At 75.2% G+C, this 16776-nt stretch carries 16 protein-coding genes; 8 read left to right on the top strand and 8 right to left on the bottom strand.

Annotated elements, in window-relative coordinates; translation table 11 throughout:
* Nucleotides 1-93 precede the first annotated feature (93 nt).
* Together ACLE50_RS11625 and ACLE50_RS11620 are read left to right on the top strand one after the other, a co-directional pair.
* Nucleotides 94-1224: an endolytic transglycosylase MltG gene (locus tag ACLE50_RS11625; protein ID WP_410943478.1), complete on the top strand. Its 1131-nt coding sequence runs from the start codon at nucleotides 94-96 to the stop codon at nucleotides 1222-1224.
* Between the two features lie 132 nt (nucleotides 1225-1356).
* Nucleotides 1357-2409: a 2,3-butanediol dehydrogenase gene (locus tag ACLE50_RS11620; RefSeq protein WP_410943477.1), complete on the top strand. Its 1053-nt coding sequence runs from the start codon at nucleotides 1357-1359 to the stop codon at nucleotides 2407-2409.
* A 27-nt stretch (nucleotides 2410-2436) separates the two neighbouring features.
* Here ACLE50_RS11620 and ACLE50_RS11615 read toward each other — a convergent pair whose 3' ends face one another.
* The gene (locus tag ACLE50_RS11615; RefSeq protein ID WP_410943476.1) at nucleotides 2437-3297 is read right to left on the bottom strand and encodes a spermidine synthase; all 861 of its coding nucleotides are present in this window, start codon (nucleotides 3295-3297) and stop codon (nucleotides 2437-2439) included.
* 122 nt (nucleotides 3298-3419) lie between these two features.
* Here ACLE50_RS11615 and ACLE50_RS11610 point away from each other — a divergent pair, with 122 nt between their 5' ends.
* The 4 genes from ACLE50_RS11610 (at nucleotide 3420) to aroB (ending at nucleotide 7309) form a co-directional block, all read left to right on the top strand.
* Entirely contained in the window at nucleotides 3420-4163 is a 744-nt protein-coding gene (locus tag ACLE50_RS11610) for a prepilin peptidase (protein WP_410943475.1), read from the top strand.
* Between the two features lie 70 nt (nucleotides 4164-4233).
* Nucleotides 4234-5478, top strand: coding sequence for a chorismate synthase (gene aroC / locus ACLE50_RS11605; RefSeq protein ID WP_410943578.1), 1245 nt, complete (start codon nucleotides 4234-4236; stop codon nucleotides 5476-5478).
* The gene (locus ACLE50_RS11600) at nucleotides 5475-6191 is read left to right on the top strand and encodes a shikimate kinase (protein ID WP_410943474.1); all 717 of its coding nucleotides are present in this window, start codon (nucleotides 5475-5477) and stop codon (nucleotides 6189-6191) included. The genes aroC and ACLE50_RS11600 overlap by 4 nt, the downstream gene beginning before the upstream one ends.
* Nucleotides 6188-7309, top strand: coding sequence for a 3-dehydroquinate synthase (gene aroB / locus ACLE50_RS11595; RefSeq protein ID WP_410943473.1), 1122 nt, complete (start codon nucleotides 6188-6190; stop codon nucleotides 7307-7309). The genes ACLE50_RS11600 and aroB overlap by 4 nt, the downstream gene beginning before the upstream one ends.
* Before the next feature lie 22 nt (nucleotides 7310-7331).
* On the opposite strand, the gene ACLE50_RS11590 is transcribed toward aroB, so the two are convergent.
* On the bottom strand, nucleotides 7332-7937 hold the full coding sequence (locus ACLE50_RS11590) for a hypothetical protein (protein ID WP_410943472.1): 606 nt from the start codon (nucleotides 7935-7937) through the stop codon (nucleotides 7332-7334).
* 98 nt (nucleotides 7938-8035) lie between these two features.
* Nucleotides 8036-8752, bottom strand: coding sequence for an MBL fold metallo-hydrolase (locus ACLE50_RS11585; RefSeq protein WP_410943471.1), 717 nt, complete (start codon nucleotides 8750-8752; stop codon nucleotides 8036-8038).
* 46 nt (nucleotides 8753-8798) lie between these two features.
* Here ACLE50_RS11585 and ACLE50_RS11580 point away from each other — a divergent pair, with 46 nt between their 5' ends.
* The gene (locus ACLE50_RS11580; RefSeq protein WP_410943470.1) at nucleotides 8799-9890 is read left to right on the top strand and encodes a M24 family metallopeptidase; all 1092 of its coding nucleotides are present in this window, start codon (nucleotides 8799-8801) and stop codon (nucleotides 9888-9890) included.
* 132 nt (nucleotides 9891-10022) lie between these two features.
* On the opposite strand, the gene ACLE50_RS11575 is transcribed toward ACLE50_RS11580, so the two are convergent.
* The 5 genes from ACLE50_RS11575 to ACLE50_RS11555 are packed head-to-tail and all read right to left on the bottom strand — an operon-like array spanning nucleotide 10023 to nucleotide 15983.
* Nucleotides 10023-11339 (bottom strand): ABC transporter permease, encoded by a 1317-nt coding sequence (locus tag ACLE50_RS11575; RefSeq protein WP_410943469.1) that lies wholly within the window; start codon nucleotides 11337-11339, stop codon nucleotides 10023-10025.
* Nucleotides 11336-12238 carry an ABC transporter ATP-binding protein gene (locus tag ACLE50_RS11570; protein WP_410943468.1) on the bottom strand — a complete coding sequence of 301 codons (903 nt, stop codon included), beginning with the start codon at nucleotides 12236-12238 and terminating at the stop codon, nucleotides 11336-11338. Before ACLE50_RS11570 ends, ACLE50_RS11575 begins: the two co-directional genes overlap by 4 nt.
* Nucleotides 12239-12253: 15 nt before the next feature.
* Nucleotides 12254-13102, bottom strand: a complete 849-nt coding sequence (locus ACLE50_RS11565) for a CPBP family intramembrane glutamic endopeptidase (RefSeq protein WP_410943467.1) — start codon at nucleotides 13100-13102, stop codon at nucleotides 12254-12256.
* Between the two features lie 9 nt (nucleotides 13103-13111).
* Nucleotides 13112-15271: a sensor histidine kinase gene (locus tag ACLE50_RS11560; protein ID WP_410943466.1), complete on the bottom strand. Its 2160-nt coding sequence runs from the start codon at nucleotides 15269-15271 to the stop codon at nucleotides 13112-13114.
* Nucleotides 15264-15983: a response regulator gene (locus ACLE50_RS11555; RefSeq protein ID WP_410943465.1), complete on the bottom strand. Its 720-nt coding sequence runs from the start codon at nucleotides 15981-15983 to the stop codon at nucleotides 15264-15266. The genes ACLE50_RS11560 and ACLE50_RS11555 overlap by 8 nt, the downstream gene beginning before the upstream one ends.
* A 232-nt stretch (nucleotides 15984-16215) precedes the next feature.
* Here ACLE50_RS11555 and efp point away from each other — a divergent pair, with 232 nt between their 5' ends.
* A complete protein-coding gene (gene efp, locus ACLE50_RS11550; protein WP_410943464.1) occupies nucleotides 16216-16776 on the top strand; it encodes an elongation factor P in 561 nt (186 codons plus the stop codon).

Here is a 16776-nt window from a genome sequence, read left to right as displayed (position 1 = left end):
GCGGGGACACATGACCGTTACCCTCGTGGCCGTGAGCGGCGCCGGTGAGTCCACGACGACGCGTCCCCGCCCCACCGGGGACCGGGTGCGCCCGTGACCGCGCGGCCCGTCCGCGTCCGCCCGGCGCCCGAACCGCACCGCCGCCGCAGGGTCTGGCTGCTGTGCACCGCCCTGCTCGCCGGTGCGATGCTCGTCGCCGTGGCGGCGGCGTGCACGGGACCGGACGACTTCACCGGCGACGGAACGGGCTCGGTCGTCGTCCGGGTGAAGCAGGGCGACACCACCGGCGCGATCGCCACGACCCTGCTCGACCGCGGCGTCGTCGCCTCCCGGGGTGCGTTCCTGGAGGCCGCCGCCGAGCAGAGCGGCATCCAGCGGGTCCAGCCCGGCTACTACGAGCTGCGCGAGCAGATGTCCGGCTCGTCCGCGGCGTCGGCGATCGTCGCACCGGAGCACCGCGTCGGGTTCCTCGACGTCAAGGGCGGGGTGCAGCTCGACGACACCAAGGCCCCGGACGGCACCGTCGCCCCCGGGGTGCTCACCCAGATCTCGCGGGCCACCTGCCTCGGCACCGGCGACGACCAGCCGCGCTGCACGAGCGTCGACGAGCTGCGCAAGGCCATGGCGGGCGCCGACCCGGCCGAGCTCGGCGTGCCGACCTGGGCGCGTGCGGGGTACAAGGCGGCCGCGCCGCAGCGCCGGCTGGAGGGCCTCGTCGCCCCAGGCCCCTACGACGTCGACCCGACCGCCGGACCGCAGGACGTCCTGCGCCAGGTCGTGTCCGCCTCCGCCGAGCGGCTCGAGGCCGCCGGGCTGCGCGGCGGCGAGTCGTACAAGACGCTGATCCTCGCCTCGCTGGTCGAGAAGGAGTCGATCGCGAAAGACATGTCGAAGGTCGCCCGGGTGATCTCCAACCGGCTCGCGGCGAACCAGCGCCTGGAGCTCGACTCCACGGTCAACTACCCGCTCGACATGCAGGCACTGCGCACGACGCCCGAGGCCCGCGCCGCCCCGGGCCCGTACAACACCTACCTCAACACCGGCCTGCCGCCGACCCCGGTCGGCTCGGTGTCCACCGGTGCACTCACGGCCGCGGAGAAGCCCGCCGCGGGCAAGTGGCTGTTCTTCGTGCGCTGCGGCACCGACGGCTCCTCGTGCTTCGCCGAGACGTTCCCGGAGCACCTGGCCAACGTGGAGAAGGCGCGGGCGGCAGGCGCCTTCTGACTTGGCCGGATCCGATGTCGCCGGATCCGATGTCGCCGGATGCGCATGCAACGGTGGCCCAACCCGTGACGGGCGACCTCCCGCTTCGGTAGACCCGCACGTGACAACGTCGTCACGAGCGAGGAGACAGCGATGCGGGCAGTCGTCTACCGGGGACGCGGGAAGATCGACATCGACGACGTGGCCGAGGCCCCGGTCGGCGCCGGGCAGGTCCGGCTGCGCGTCGGCTTCAACGGGATCTGCGGCACCGACCTGCACGAGTACTTCGCCGGGCCGATCTTCATCCCGGACGGCGACCCGCACCCGCTGACCGGCGCGGAGCTGCCGCTGACGCTCGGGCACGAGTTCTCCGGCACCGTCGTCGAGGTCGGGGCCGGCGTCGACGCCGTCGCCGAGGGGGACCGGGTCGCTGTCATGCCGCTGTACTGGTGCGGCACCTGCGACCGCTGCACCGCAGGCCGCTACAACGTGTGCCGGCAGATCGGCTTCCACGGCCTGATGTCCGACGGCGGCATGGCCGAGACCACCGTCGTTCCCCAGCACATGCTGCACCGGCTGCCCGACGACGCGTCGCTGGAGATGGGCGCCCTGGTCGAGCCGATGTCGGTGGCCTACCACGCCGCGAAGCTCGGCGACCTCACACCGGAGTCGACGGCGGTCGTGTTCGGCGCCGGGCCGATCGGCATCGGGCTGTGGTTCGCGTTGCGCGGCATGGGCGTCGAGCAGGTGCGGGTGGTCGAGCCGTCGCCGACCCGGCGGGCGGCGATCGAACGCCTCGGTGCCGCCACTCTCGACCCGGCCGCCACCGACGTGCCCGCGGCGATCGCGGACATCACCGGCGGCCGCGGCGCCGACGCCGCCTACGACGCCGCCGGCGTCGAGCCCGCGGTGAACACCGCGCTGGCCACGGTCGGCGCCGGCCGGACGCTGGTCAGCGTGGCCATCTACGAGAAGCCGCTCACCACCGAGCTGGCGCAGCTGGTGATGAACGAGTCCCGGATCCAGGGCTCGCTCTGCTACACCGCCGAGGACTACGCCGCGGTCATCGACCTGATGGCGCGCGGGCACTACGACCCGACCGGCTGGGTCGAGACGATCGCGATGCGCGACGTCGTGGCCGAGGGCTTCGACGCGCTCAAGGACGGCCGGAAGATGAAGGTCCTGGTGGACCCGTCGCTCACCTGAGCGGGGACGTCGCCACCGTCCGGCCGGTCACTGGCCCCAGAAGCCGGCCGGAGGACGGGGCGAGGGGACCGCGGTCGCGTCGGTGACGACGGCCGCGTCCCCGGCCCACGCGCGGGTGTCCCCGTCGCCGGTGACCCGCGCCGGGAACGGGTCACCCGCGGCCCGGCGGATGAGATCGGCGACCGGGAGCTCGTCGTCGGACGCGACCAGGACGATGTTGCCGAACCGCCTGCCGCGCAGCACCTCCGGCGACGCGACCAGGGCCAGCTCGGCGAACGCGGCCCCGAGCGTGGCGACCTGGCCGGGCAGGAACGGCCACGGGGCGCCGTCGCCGAGGTTGGCCACGTACACCCCGCCCGGCGTCAGGACCCGGCGCACCGCGGCCAGGAACTGCGCGGTCGTGACCTGGGCGGGGGTGCGGGCACCGGCGAACACGTCGAGCACGACCAGGTCGAACGACGCCGCCGCGAACCCGGCCAGGCTCGCGCGGGCCTCGGCGGTGACGACGCCGGGCTCGCCGGGGTCGGGCAGGTAGCGCGCGACCAGCGCGGCCAGCGCCCCGTCAAGCTCGACCACGGTCTGCGGCGACCGCGGCCGGGTCGCCGCCAGGTAGCGGGCCAGGGTCCAGGCGCCACCGCCGAGGTGCAGCACCCGCAGCGGCCGTCCCGGTTCGCCGACCAGGTCGGCGACGTGCGCGATCCGGCGCACGTACTCGAACTCGAGGTGCTCCGGATCGGCCAGGTCGACGTGAGACTGGGCGGTGCCGTCGAGCAGCAGCGTCCACGACGACGGCCGGTCGGCGTCCTGCACCAGCTCGGCGGAGCCGTGGTCGACCTCGGCCCGGACGACCGCCCCGGCCCGGCGTTCGTCGGTGCGTCCGGTCCCCACTGCTCCATTGTCCGCCGCAGGTGCTGCTCCGTTCGCGGCGGGAGCTGTCCCCACCCCGCGCGGCGGTCCCCAGGGCCCCGGAATTCCGGTCCGGCGTCGCCGGATGGCAGCACGATCGACCCATGACACTCCTGACGGTCACACCCGTCCTGTTCGCCGGGTGGCTCGGTGCTGTGCTGCTCGCCGGAGGGCTCTGTGCCGTGCTGCTCGCCGGAGGGCTCTGTGCCGTGCTGCTCGCCGGAGGGCTCGGTGTGCTCGCCGGGATCCGCACCCGCCGATGGCTCGCAGGGTTGCCGCGCGGGGCCGTGGTCCCACCGCCCTGGTGCGAGGCCGCGCTGGGCCTGCTCTGGGCTTGCACGGCCGGGCTCGTCGCCACCGGTGTGCTCGACGCCGCCGCCGCGGTCCCGGTCGCGGTGCTGTGCTGGCTGGCCGTGGCCGGGTCGGCGACCGACCTGGTGCACCGGCGTCTGCCCAACGCGCTGACCCTGCCCGCGTTGCCGGTGGTACTGCTCGCCCTGGCCCCGGCCGGCTGGGACGCGGTGGCCCGCGGCGCGGCAGGCGCCGCGCTGCTCGCCGGTGCCTACGCCGTGGTCCACCTGGTGTCGCCGGTGTCGCTGGGTGCCGGAGACGTGAAGCTGGCGCTGCCGGTCGGTGCCGCGCTCGGCGGGGCCGGATGGCCGGTGCTGCTGGCCGGAGCCGTGGCCGCCGCGGTGCTGGCCGGTGCGGTCGCCGCCGGTGCGGTGCTCGCCGGTCGCGCGGCACTCGGGTCGCGGCTTCCGTTCGGGCCGGTGCTGCTGGCCGCGGCACTGGCGAGCGTGACCGCGGCCGGGGTGCTCGGCACGGGCGGGCCGGCGCCACCGCTGTGAGCAACCGGTGTGAGCGCGCCCGCCCGACCGGGCGGACGACCGCAGAACCGCAGGTGAGAGGATGGACGACGTGCTGCGATGGATCACCGCCGGGGAGTCCCACGGCCCGGCACTGGTGGGTGTGCTCGAGGGCATGGTCGCCGGTGTCGGAATCACCACCAAGGAGCTGCAGGCCGAGCTGGCCCGCCGGAAGCTGGGCTACGGCCGGAGCCCGCGGATGGCCTTCGAGGCCGACGAGCTCGAGGTGATCGGCGGTGTCCGGCACGGCGTCACCCAGGGCGGCCCGATCGCCGTCCGGATCGGCAACACCGAGTGGCCCAAGTGGGAGACGGTCATGGCCGCCGACCCGGTCGACCCGGAGCTGATCGCCAACCGCGCCCGCAACGCCCCGCTGACCCGCCCGCGGCCCGGCCACGCCGACCTCGCCGGGATGACCAAGTACGGCTTCGACGAGGCCCGACCGGTCCTGGAGCGTGCCAGCGCCCGGGAGACCGCGGCCCGGGTCGTGCTCGGCACCGTCGCGAAGGCGTTCCTGGAGCAGGCCCTCGGGGTGCGGATCGTGTCGCACGTCGTCGGGATCGGCGCCGTCGACGCCCCGGACGACGAGCCGCTGCCCGGCCCGGACGACCTGGAGCGCATCGACGCGAACCCGGTGCGGGCCTTCACCGACGAGACCGGTGCCCGGATGGCCGCCGAGATCGACGCCGCGCACGACGACGGCGACACCCTCGGCGGCGTCATCGAGGTCATCGCCTACGGCATGCCGGTCGGCGTCGGCACCTACGTCCAGGCCGACCGTCGCCTCGACGCGCGGCTCGCGTCGGCGCTGATGGGCATCCAGGCGATGAAGGGCGTCGAGATCGGTGACGGCTTTCGCACCGCGCACCGCCGCGGCTCCGCCGCGCACGACGAGATGGTCCCCGCCGGCGGCGTCGGGGAGGGCCCCGCGGGCACCGTGCCGGTCACCCGGCTCACCAACCGCGCCGGCGGCATCGAGGGCGGCATGACCAACGGCGAGCCGGTGCGGGTGCGCGTGGCCATGAAGCCGATCTCCACGGTGCCCCGCGCGCTGCGCACGGTCGACACCACGACCGGCGAGGAGGCCACCGCCATCCACCAGCGCTCCGACGCCTGCGCGGTGCCGCGGGCCGGGGTCGTTGTCGAGACGATGGTGGCGCTGGTGCTCGCCGAGGCCGTGCTGGAGAAGTTCGGCGGGGACTCCCTCGCCGAGACCCGCCGCAACGTCACCGCCTACCTCGCCGGCGAGCGCACCGCCGAGGAGCTGGTCGCCGACGGCCTCGCGGGGGACCGGTGACCGGGCCGGGCGGCACCGGCGCCGCGGCCACCACCGGCGCGGACACCGACGGCGCCCCGTTCCTGGTGCTGGTCGGGCCGCCCGGGTCGGGCAAGACGACGATCGGCACGCTGCTCGCGAAGCGGCTCGGCCTGGAGTTCGGCGACACCGACGCGGTGATCGTCGAGCGGATCGGGAAGCCGATCGCGGAGATGTTCGTCGAGGAGGGCGAGGCCGCGTTCCGGGCCCTCGAGCGCGAGGTCGTCGCCGAGCAGTTGCAGGCCGGGCACGGGGTGCTCGCCCTCGGCGGCGGTGCGGTCCTGGCCGAGCAGACCCGGGAGCTGCTGGCCGGGCACCGGGTCGTCGCCCTCGACGTCGACCTGGCCGACGGCGTGCGCCGCACCGGCATGTCGACCGCGCGGCCGCTGCTGGCCGGGGTGAACCCGCGGGCCCGGTTCCGGGCGCTGCTGACCGAGCGGGCCCCGCTCTACGCCGAGGTCGCGACCGTGCAGGTCCCGACGGCGCGGCGCAGCCCCAACCAGGTCGTCGCCGCCGTGCTGGGCGAGCTGGGGATTGCCGATCCCGCACGCGGCTCCGGCCCGGGCACCGACGACCCGAACGACCGGCCCACCCCGCGGGACACCTCCGCTCTGCCGAGCCCCGGTTTCGGCACCCCCGCCGGCTCCGGCACCGACCGGCAGGACACCCCCCAGAACGCACCGGAGAACCGATGACCACCGCCACGCCCGACGCCTCCGGCACCGTCGAGTCCGACGGCTCGGTCCGCATCGAGGTGAACGCCGAGCGCCCCTACCCGGTGCTCGTCGGGCACGGCGTCGCCGCCCGGCTGCCCGAGGTCGTTGCCGGGACCGGCGCCGGGCGCGCGCTCGTCATCCACCCGCCGACGCTGACCGACCGGGCCGCGGCCGCCCGCGCCGAGCTCGAGGCCGCCGGGATCGCCGCGACGACCCTCGAGGTCGCCGACGCCGAGGCAGGCAAGTCCCTCGACTCGCTCGCCGCCTGCTGGCAGGCCTGCGCCGACGCCGCGCTGACCCGCGCCGACGTCGTCGTCGGGCTGGGCGGGGGAGCGGTCACCGACCTCGCCGGGTTCGTCGCCGCCACCTGGATGCGCGGCATCGCGGTCGTGCACGTCCCGACCACGCTGCTGGCGATGGTCGACGCGGCCGTCGGCGGCAAGACCGGCATCAACACCGCCGCCGGGAAGAACCTGGTCGGTGCGTTCCACGAGCCGGCCGCGGTGCTCGTCGACCTGGACACGCTGCGGACGCTGCCCCGCGCCGAGCTCGTCGCCGGGTCGGCCGAGGTCTGGAAGGCCGGGTTCATCGCCGACCCGGTGATCCTCGACCGCGTCCGCGCCGACCCCGGCGCCGCGCTCGACCCGGCCGGGCCGGTGCTCGCCGAGCTGGTGCGCCGCGCCATCCGGGTCAAGGCCGACGTCGTCGGCGCGGACCTGCGCGAGTCGCACCTGCGGGAGATCCTCAACTACGGCCACACCCTCGGCCACGCCATCGAGCGCCGGGAGAACTACCGCTGGCGGCACGGCAACGCCGTCGCCGTCGGCACCGTGTTCGCCGCGGAGCTGGCCCGCGCCGCCGGCCGGCTCGACGACGCCACCGCAGACCTGCACCGCGAGGTGCTGGAGCTGGTGGGGCTTCCGACGACGTACGAGGCCGGGGCGCTCGACGAGCTGGTCGACACCATGCGCGGGGACAAGAAGTCCCGCGCGGGCACGCTGCGGTTCGTCGTCCTCGACGGGCTGGCCGAGCCCGGGCGTCTGGAGGGCCCCGACCCGGCACTGCTGGAGACGGCGTACGCGGCGATCAGCCGCTGAGCGGCGGGCCCGGCCCGGTGGGTCAGAGCCCGGCGTCGTCGAGCACCCGGTGCAGCGGCTCGGGCAGCGCGGTGAGGTCGAGGGCACCGGCGAGCACCGCGCCGTAGCGCTCCTTGCGCCGCGCCCGGGTGCCGAGGAACCGGTGCAGCTGCTGCTCGGCGCTCCGTTCGCGCTGCGCGGGCTGACACCGCATCGACCGCAACGACGCGAGCTCGCCCTCGGCGTCGACGAGCTCCTGCACCCGCCCGGCACCCAGCGCCCGGATCATCTCGTCCTCGAGGTCGCTGCGGCAGACCCGCACGGTCACCGGCGTCGTCCCGTCTCGGGGCGGGCCGGACGCGGCTCCGAGTAGGCCGGGACCGAGCACCCGGGGATCGAGCATGCGGGGACCGAGGGTACGGGCCACCCACCCCGCGGCACCCTCGTCGCACAGCACCGCGATGCGCTGCGGCACCACGGGATCCAGCGCGCGCAGTGCCGCCGGCAGGTTGGTGTAGCCGTGCAGCACGACGATCACGACGCCGTCGGCGACGGTGGTGCGCGACGACCCGCGCCGCCGGGCGAGGGTCTCCAGCGCGGCCGCGTCGCTGGCCCCCTCCACCAGGACCACCGCCTGCGGCCCGGTCACCGGTCCCGCCCGTGGCACCCGGTCCGGCCGTAGAACCCGGCCCGCTCGGGCGACCCAGACGACCCGGCCCGCACCGACGACCCCGTCCGCACCGGTGCTCAGCCGCCGAAGACGTCCACGAACTGGGCCGCGTCGCGCGCCTTGTAGACCATGTTGGTGCGCTGCACGTCGTCGAGGGCGGCGCTCGCGGCGTCGGTGTAGCGGTGCCCCGGGTAGACCGTCGGGTTGCCCTTGAGCGAGGCCAGCTGCTGCAGCGAGTGGTACATCTGCCCGGCGTCACCGCCCGGGAAGTCGGTGCGTCCGCAGCCCTGCAGGAACAGCGTGTCCCCGGCCACGAGCTTGTCCCCGTCCGGGTCCGGCACCAGGAAGCACTGGCTGCCCGGGGTGTGCCCGGGGGTGTGCAGCATCCGGATCGCGACGTCGCCGACCTCGAGGACGTCGTCGTGGTCGTGCGGGGTCAGGTCGGTCGCCGACAGCCCGGTCACCTTCGTGACGTACTCGGCCTCGCTGCGCTGCACGTGGATCGGCACCGGGTGCTTCGCCAGCAGGTCGGCGACCCCGACCAGGTCGAAGCCCATCATCTGCCCGCCGACGTGGTCGGGGTGGTGGTGCGTCGCGAGCACCCCGGTGAGCCGCATGCCGTCCTCGTCGAGCGCGGTGAGCAGCTCCTCGGGGGAGTAGGCGGGGTCGACGACGACCGCCTCCCGCGTCTCGGTGTCGCCCAGCAGGTAGGAGAAGTTGACCATCTGCGTCGCGATCGGGTCGCCCACGGCGTAGTCCTGGCCGGAGAGCAGCTGGCGGAAGTACAGGCCCATGCCCGCGACACTAGGACACATGGGCACAGGACATAGGGTCGGATGCATGGGCCACGCCGAGCGCCGCGCGTCACTGCGCGAACACCTGCACACCAGCGGGCTGGACGCCCTGCTGGTGACCGACCTGCTCGACGTCCGCTACCTCACCGGGTTCACCGGCTCGAACGCCGCCGCGGTCGTCGTCGCCGACCCGGGCGGCGACGCCGGCACCGACCTGCTCTGCACCGACGGCCGCTACCGCATCCAGGCCGCCGAGCAGTGCCCGGACCTCGACGTCGTCATCGACCGGCCGAGCGCGCCCGCGGTCGCGTCCCGGGTCCCGGCCGGGACCCGGCTCGGCTACGACTCGGCGACGCTCACCGTCGACGGCCTCGCTGCCGTCCGCGACGCGGTCCCCGGCCGGGAACTGCGCCGCGCGCCCGGACTGGTCGGGAGGCTGCGCGAGACCAAGGACGACACCGAGGTCGCCGCGATCCGCGCGGCCTGCGAGCTCGCCGACACCGCCCTGCGCGACCTGCTCGACGCAGGCGGGCTCGCCCCCGGACGCACCGAACGCGACGTGGCCCTCGACCTGGAGGACCGGATGCGCCGGCTCGGGGCGGCCGGGCCGTCGTTCGACACGATCCTCGCCGCCGGCGCCAACTCGGCGATCCCGCACCACGGCCCGTCGGAGACGGTGCTGCGCCGCGGTGACCTCGTCAAGATCGACTTCGGGGCGGCGCTGGACGGCTACCACTCCGACACCACCCGCACGTTCTGCCTCGGCCCCGCCGCGGACTGGCAGCGCGACCTGCACGCGCTCGTCGACACCGCCGCCGCGGCCGGCCGGGCCGCGCTGGCCGACGGGACACCCGTCGCCGCCGTCGACGCCGCGTCCCGCTCCGTGATCGACGACGCCGGCTACGGCGAGGAGTTCCCGCACGGCCTCGGGCACGGCGTCGGGCTGGCCGTGCACGAGGCACCGTGGCTGTCACGCAACGGGTTCGGGACGATCGCCGCCGGGCAGGTCGTCACCGTCGAGCCGGGCGTCTACCTGGAGGGACACGGCGGGGTACGGATCGAGGACACCCTGCACGTGGTCGCCGGCGGCCCCGCCGTCGCCCTGACCAGGCTGCCCCGCGAGCTGATCGAGCTCTGAGCCCCGGCCCCGCCGGCTCCGCGCCCTGCCCCGAGGGGCCCCGGCTACCGCCGCGCTGCCCCGAGGGGCACCCCCGCTACCGCCGGCGGGAACGAGGGTGCCCCTCGGGGCAGAGTGAGGAGGCCCGCCGCCTCACCGACGCAGCGCCTCCCGCCACGACACGGTCGCCCCGATCCGCAGCACCGAGCGGTGGTAGATCCGCGACCCCACCCAGGCCAGCGCGGCGACGGCGGCCAGCATCAGCACCACCGCGACCACGACCTGCAGCACGGTCGCCGAGCCGTCCGCGGTGCGCAGCGGCATGAGGATCGCCGAGAACGGCGGGATCCAGGACAGCACCTGCACCAGCGTCGCGTCCGGCGAGCTGACGTAGTAGAACGCCGTGCCGTAGAGCACCATCAGGCTCAGCATCATCGGGCTGGTGGTGGAGCCGACGTCCTCCTGGCGCGACACCAGTGACCCGGCGGCGGCGTAGAGCACGGCGTAGAACGCGTAGCCGAGCACGAACCAGCCGAGCACGCTCGCGAACACCCCGACCGCAGTGCCGGTGATCGTCAGCATCCCGGTCGCCACCCCGGCGCCGATCCCGGCGACGCCGTAGAGCCCCAGCTGCACCAGCCCGACCGCGCCGATCCCGAGGATCTTGCCCCACAGCAGGTGCAGCGGCCGGATCGTCGACAGCAGCAGCTCGACGACGCGGCTGGACTTCTCCTCGACCACCCCCATCGCGACGACGGTGCCGAAGCCGAGGATCTGCCCGAACAGCAGGAACAGCGCGACGAAGCTGATCGCGGTCCGCTGCCCCTCCTGCGGGTCCGGCGGGGCCGCGGCGTCGACGGTGAGCACCGGCGGGACGACGGCCCGGTCCAGCGCGGCCGGGTCGACCCCGAGCCGGGTCAGCGCGGTGTCGCGGGCCCGCTGCTCCAGTGCCGCGTCGAGCACGCCGCGCACCTCGGCGGGCACCTTCTCCTGCACGATCGCGGTGGCCCCGCCGGGCTGCGGGACGACGGCGACGTCGAGGTCCTTCGCCGTGACCGCACCCCGGCCGGCGTCGGCGGAGTCCAGCGGCCGGACGTCGACGGGCGTGCCGAGCCGGTCCCCGGCGGCGGTGACGGCCGCGGCGAGCGCGGGATCGCCCGCGACCCCGACCGTCGGGCGCTCGTCGGGCCCGCCGCCGAACACGGAGAACGCGACGATGCCGCCGACGATCACCAGCAGCGTGATCGCGTTGCTGACGACGAAGGAGCGCTTGCTCACCTGGGCGCGGAACTCCCGACGGGCGACCAGCGCGATCGCCCGGGAGGCGGGCAGCGCGGATCCGGGCGGTCCGGCAGGCCCGCCTGCGGACGGCGCGGCCCCGCCCCGGGCCGGGACGGCGCCGGACGTGGTGTCGCCGGGGGTCTCGCCGGACGTGGTGCCGGTGGACGAGGGAGAGGGAACGGTGCTCATGCGACGACCTCCCGGTAGAGCTCGGTCAGCGACGGGGTGTGCACCGTGAACCCGTGCACCGGGCCGGTGGCGAGTGCGGCGGCGAGGACGGCCTGGTCGTCGGCGCCGTCGGCGAGCTGCAGGGTCGTCCGGCCGGCGTCGTACCGCTCGACGGTGACCCCGGCCAGGCCGTCCGCCCAGCCGGGTGGTGCGGCGGGTGCGTCGACCTCCAGCCGGGTCCCGCCGCCGCGGCGGACCTCGGCGACCGTGCCGACGGTGCGGATCCGCCCCGAGGCGATGATCGCGACGCGGTCGCAGAGCCGCTGCACCAGGTCGAGCTGGTGGCTGGAGAACAGCACCGGTACCCCGGTGCGCGCCTTCTCCCGCAGCACCTCGCTCATCACGTCGACCGCGACCGGGTCGAGCCCGGAGAACGGCTCGTCGAGCACGAGCACCGCCGGGTCGTGCACCAGCGCCGCCGCCAGCTGGACGCGCTGCTGGTTGCCCAGGCTCAGCGCGTCGACGGTGCTGCCGAGCCGGGAATCGACGCCGAGCCGCTCGGCCCAGCGCAGCGTCGCCCGCCGGGCTCCGGTGCGGGACACGCCGTGCAGCTCGGCCAGGTAGCTGAGCTGCTCACCGACCTTCATCTTCGGGTAGAGCCCGCGCTCCTCGGGCATGTAGCCGACGGTGCGGCGGACGTCGAGGTCCACCGGCCTGCCGCCGATGCGGACCTCGCCGGAGTCGGCGGCGAGCACGCCGAGCGCGATCCGCATCGTCGTCGTCTTCCCGGCGCCGTTGGAGCCGACGAAGCCGACGATCTCGCCGTCACGGACGTCGAAGGAGATGCCGTCGAGGGCGAGGGTGTCGCCGTAGCGCTTGGTCAGGGAGTCGATCTCCAGGGTCATTGCGGGGCCCCTCATGTGTGAACCCGCCGCTCAGAGCAGCAGGGTGGCGAGCACGAATCCGGACGCGTTGAACACCACGTGCGCGACGACGCCCGGCCAGATCGAGCGGGAGCGCTCGTAGAGCAGCGCACAGGTGACGCCGAGCAGGAACGCGATCGGCATGACGACGTTGAGCCCGTGTGCGAGCGCGAACACCGCCGCGCTCACCACGGTCGCGAGGACCACGGCGTAGCGGCCGCCGTACTGCCGCAGTGCGCCGTATCCGATCCCGCGGAACAGCAGCTCCTCGGCGAACGGGACCAGCAGCGCCCCCGCGAGCATCACCCCGGCGATCGTCAGCGGGTCGGTGCCGGACAGCGCCTCGCCGAGGAAGGCCTGCGGGTTCGACGGCTCACCGAACAGCTCCGTCCAGAGCACGCCGACGCCGAAGGCCAGGCCACGGAGCACCAGCGCACCGACCACGGCGATCACCAGCCAGCGCAGCGCCGACCGCCGCAGGCCGACGGCCCCGGGCCACCGCACCCGCAGCGCGAGCGCGATCAGCGCGGTCAGCAGCGTGCACGTGCCGGTGACCACGAGCAGCGGCACCGCCGCGCGCAGCATCCCCTGCAGCCCCAGCACGAGGGCGAGGCCGAGGCCGCCGACGGCGGTCAGCGCCACGTAGAGGACGACGGCGGCGATCAGCTCGATCCAGCCGAGCGACCGGCCGCCGGGCGGTCCCGCGCCGGGGATCGGAGGGGAGCCGGTCCCGGCCCGTCCGGGATCGGGCACGGGGCCGTCGCCCCCTTCGGGCACGGGGCCGTAGCCCCCTTCGGGCACCGTGCCGTCGCCCCCGTGGTGCACCGTGTCGTCCATCCCGATCACCCCTCCGGAACCCATGGACCGAACCTAGGACTCGCGCGTGTCGCTCCGGATCGGCGACGAGGACGAGATCGGGAACGCGGCGTGCTCGTCCGCGGGGACGAGACCGGCCGGCTCCGTGGCCGCCGGTGCCGCGCGGGGGAGCACCGCGCGGACCGTCCAGCCGGTGTGCGCGGGGCCCGCGCCGAGGTCCCCGCCGAGCAGCGCGACGCGCTCGCGCATCCCCACCAGCCCGAGCCCGGAGCCGGTCGCGTCGGGCCGGTGACCGGCGACGGGGCCGTCGTCGGAGACCTCGACGACGACCTCCGACGGCCGGTGCGTCACGTGCACCCGGGTCGGCGTGGGCCCCGCGTGGCGGAGCACGTTGGTCAGCGACTCGGTGAGCAGGTGGCGGGCGAAGACGTCGGCGTCGCCGGGCTCGGCGGGCGGGTCCCCGTCGACGACGACGGTCACCGGCAGCCCGGCCGCCCGCGACGGCGCCACGACGGCCGCGACCCCGTCGGCGTCGAGCGCGGCGGGGGAGCGGTCCGGGGTCAGCCCCTCCAGCTGCGGCAGCGCCTCGGCGATCCGCCGCCCGGACTCCACGATGTGCGCGACGGCGCCGGCGCGGGCGTCGGTGTCGCCGGAGTCCGCGGCCATCCGCGCGGCACCGGCCTGCACCGCGACGGCGCTGACGTGGTGGGCGACGACGTCGTGCAGGTCGCGGGCCACCCGCAGGCGTTCCCCGGTGACGGCGTCGCGGTCGGCGGCCTCGGCGCGGGCGTCCCGGGCCCGGCGCTCGCGACGGACGAGGGCACCGGTGAGCCACAGCGGTGCGACAGCGATGTAGGACGGCAGAACCTGCGGCGGGGTCGTGTCGAGCCGTTCCCAGGAGCCGTGCAGGATGGAGCCGGCCAGCACGACCAACGTGGAGATGACCACGGCGGCTCCCGAGAGCAGCATCGGGGCCCGGGTCGCGGCGCCCCAGACGAGCAGGGTCCAGGTGCCCTCGGCGAACAGGTTGGACACGTCGAGCGCGCCGGCGGTGAAGGAGCCGGCCCCGGACACGAGCAGCGCCGTGACCGGTGCCGTCCGCCACCAGCCGACCGCCGCGAGCTGGATGGCGACGACCAGCAACGGGAGCAGGGACCCGAGCGGCAGGCGGAGCAGATGCAGAAGTCCCGACGGTTCGCGCGCCGGCGGCACGTCGGCGATCAGGAGCCCGACCGCCAGAGCCGGTACGGCGAACGCGGCGAGCACGGCCAGCCCGGCGTGGTCGGGCAGTGGAGGTCGCCGTTGAGGCGGCGTGGCGCACCGCCGATCCGGCTCCGGGGCGACGGGATCAACCGAGCCCGGCGCCCGCAGCACCCCGAGCGCTCGGCGCATCGCCGCCAGTACCGACCGCGCGCGGTCCCGGATCTCCTGCAGGTCGCTCGCGGCGGGGGGCCGCACGGCGAGCTGCTCGATGTGGGCGACCAGGCTGCGCAGCCCGGCGAGGACACCGCCGCCGACCTCGTCGGCGATCCGGACGCGTTCGGCCCGCAGCGCCGACGCCCGGCGCGCACGGCCGATGACCGCGCGTTCGCGGTCGGCCCGTTCGGCCGCGATCCGGGTCCACCGGCCGGCGACCGCCCCGGCGATCACCAGCGGGACCTCCTGCCAGGCGGTCGGGAAGAACAGGATGAACCCGGCGGTCGGGCCACCGTAGGTCATCGGAACCAGGAGCAGGAAGCCCAGCGACACCAGCAGCGGGAGAGTGATCGACACCGCCGCGCGCGGTCCTCGTGCGAAGCGTGGCGTCCGGGCCACGGAGAACGCCAGAATCGGCCACACGAACGCGGCGTAGGCACCGATGGAGAGCATCTGGACCGTCGCCAGCCCCGCGTGGGCCAGATAGGCGGTCCGCGGCCGCCGGCGCCGCACCAGCACGGTCGCGATCTGTCCGAGCGCCAGGACGATCCCGACAACCAGCGCCGAGGGGCCGCGCAGGAGCAGCAGTGGACCCAGCTGCTCCGGAGTGAGCCGGGAGACGGTGACGAGGTCCTGGACGGCGAGCAGCAGCACCATCGCCGCCAGTGCGACGTCACCGGCCCGCGTGCCCCGCGCCGCTCCCGGCCGATTCCCGGCCTCGTCGGACGCGTCGCCGGCAGCGGGTGCCTCGCGGGCGTGCCCCGGTTCGGCCGCGGTGCCGGCGCACGGCTCAGCCACCGCCGTCCCCCGCCGCCCCGACCAACCCCTGCTCGTAGGCGAACACGACGAGCTGCACCCGGTCCCGCAGCCCCAGCTTGGTGAGCAGGTTCGACACGTGGGTCTTCACCGTCGTCCCGCCCAGCACCAGCCGGTCGGCGATCTCAGCGTTCGACAGACCCGCGGCGACCAGCGCCAGCACCTCGCGCTCCCGCTCGGTCAGCGTCCCGGCCGGGCCGGGGTCGGGCGCCGGGTCGGCCGGGACGAACGAGCCGACGAGGCGCCGGGTCACCGACGGCGCGAACAGCTCGTGCCCGGCGTGCACCGTGCGCACCGCGACGTGCAGGTCCTCCGGCTCGACGTCCTTGAGCACGAACCCCGACGCCCCGGCCCGCAGCGCGTCGTAGACGTGCCGGTCGAGGTCGAAGGTCGTCACCACCAGCACCTTGATCCGCGGGTCGCGCAGCGCCCGGATCCGCCGGGTGCCCTCGATGCCGTCGGTGCCGGGCATCCGCACGTCCATCAGCACGACGTCCGGGCGCAGCGACTCGGCCAGCTCGACCGCGCCTGCGCCGTCGACGGCCTCGCCCACCACGTCGATGTCCGGTGCCGCGGCGAGGACCGCGCGCAGCCCGGCCCGGACGACGGCCTGGTCGTCGGCGACCACCACACGGACGGACGCGGCGGGGCCGGCCGGAGTGGGGACGGCCGCGGCGGGGGAGGGATCCGGCATGGCGCCCATCCTGGCACCGACGGGGCCGGAACCGGCAGGTGAACAGCGTGGCGGTATCGTGGCCCGTCAGGTGCGCACCGCCCGCGCGGGTCCGGTGCGCCCGATGCACCGGCCGTGCTCCGCGCCGCCCGCCGCCTGTCGAGACAGCCCGTCGCGACAGCGGCCGTGGCGCCGGGTGTGCCGGGCCGGTGCCCGACCCGCACGACCGAGATCCGATCAGGAGAGCGCGCACGTGGCGACCACGAACGACCTGAAGAACGGCCTGGTCCTCAACCTCGAGGGCCAGCTGTGGACCGTGACGGCGTTCCAGCACGTCAAGCCGGGCAAGGGCGGTGCGTTCGTGCGCACCACCCTGAAGAACGTCATGTCCGGCAAGGTCGTCGACAAGACCTTCAACGCCGGCACCAAGGTCGACACCGCGACCGTCGACCGGCGCGACATGACCTACCTGTACCGCGAGGGCGACGACTTCGTCTTCATGGACGGCGACACCTTCGAGCAGATCCCGATCTCGTCGAAGGCCGTCGGCGACGCCGCGAAGTACCTGCTGGAGAACGCGTCGGCGCAGGTGTCGCTGCACGAGGGGGAGCCGCTGTTCGTCGAGCTGCCCACCTCGGTCGAGCTCGTCATCTCCGAGACCGACCCGGGCCTGCAGGGCGACCGCTCCACCGGCGGCACCAAGCCCGCCACCCTGGAGACCGGCGCGGAGATCCAGGTCCCGCTGTTCCTCGAGACCGGCACCAAGGTCAAGGTCGACACCCGGGACGGCCGGTACCTCGGCCGGACCTCCTGA

This window comes from Pseudonocardia phyllosphaerae (assembly GCF_046546475.1).
GTDB classification, from domain to species: domain Bacteria; phylum Actinomycetota; class Actinomycetes; order Mycobacteriales; family Pseudonocardiaceae; genus Pseudonocardia; species Pseudonocardia phyllosphaerae.
The sequence above is the reverse complement of the archived record's forward strand: the minus strand, read 5'-3'. Positions and strand labels throughout refer to the sequence as shown.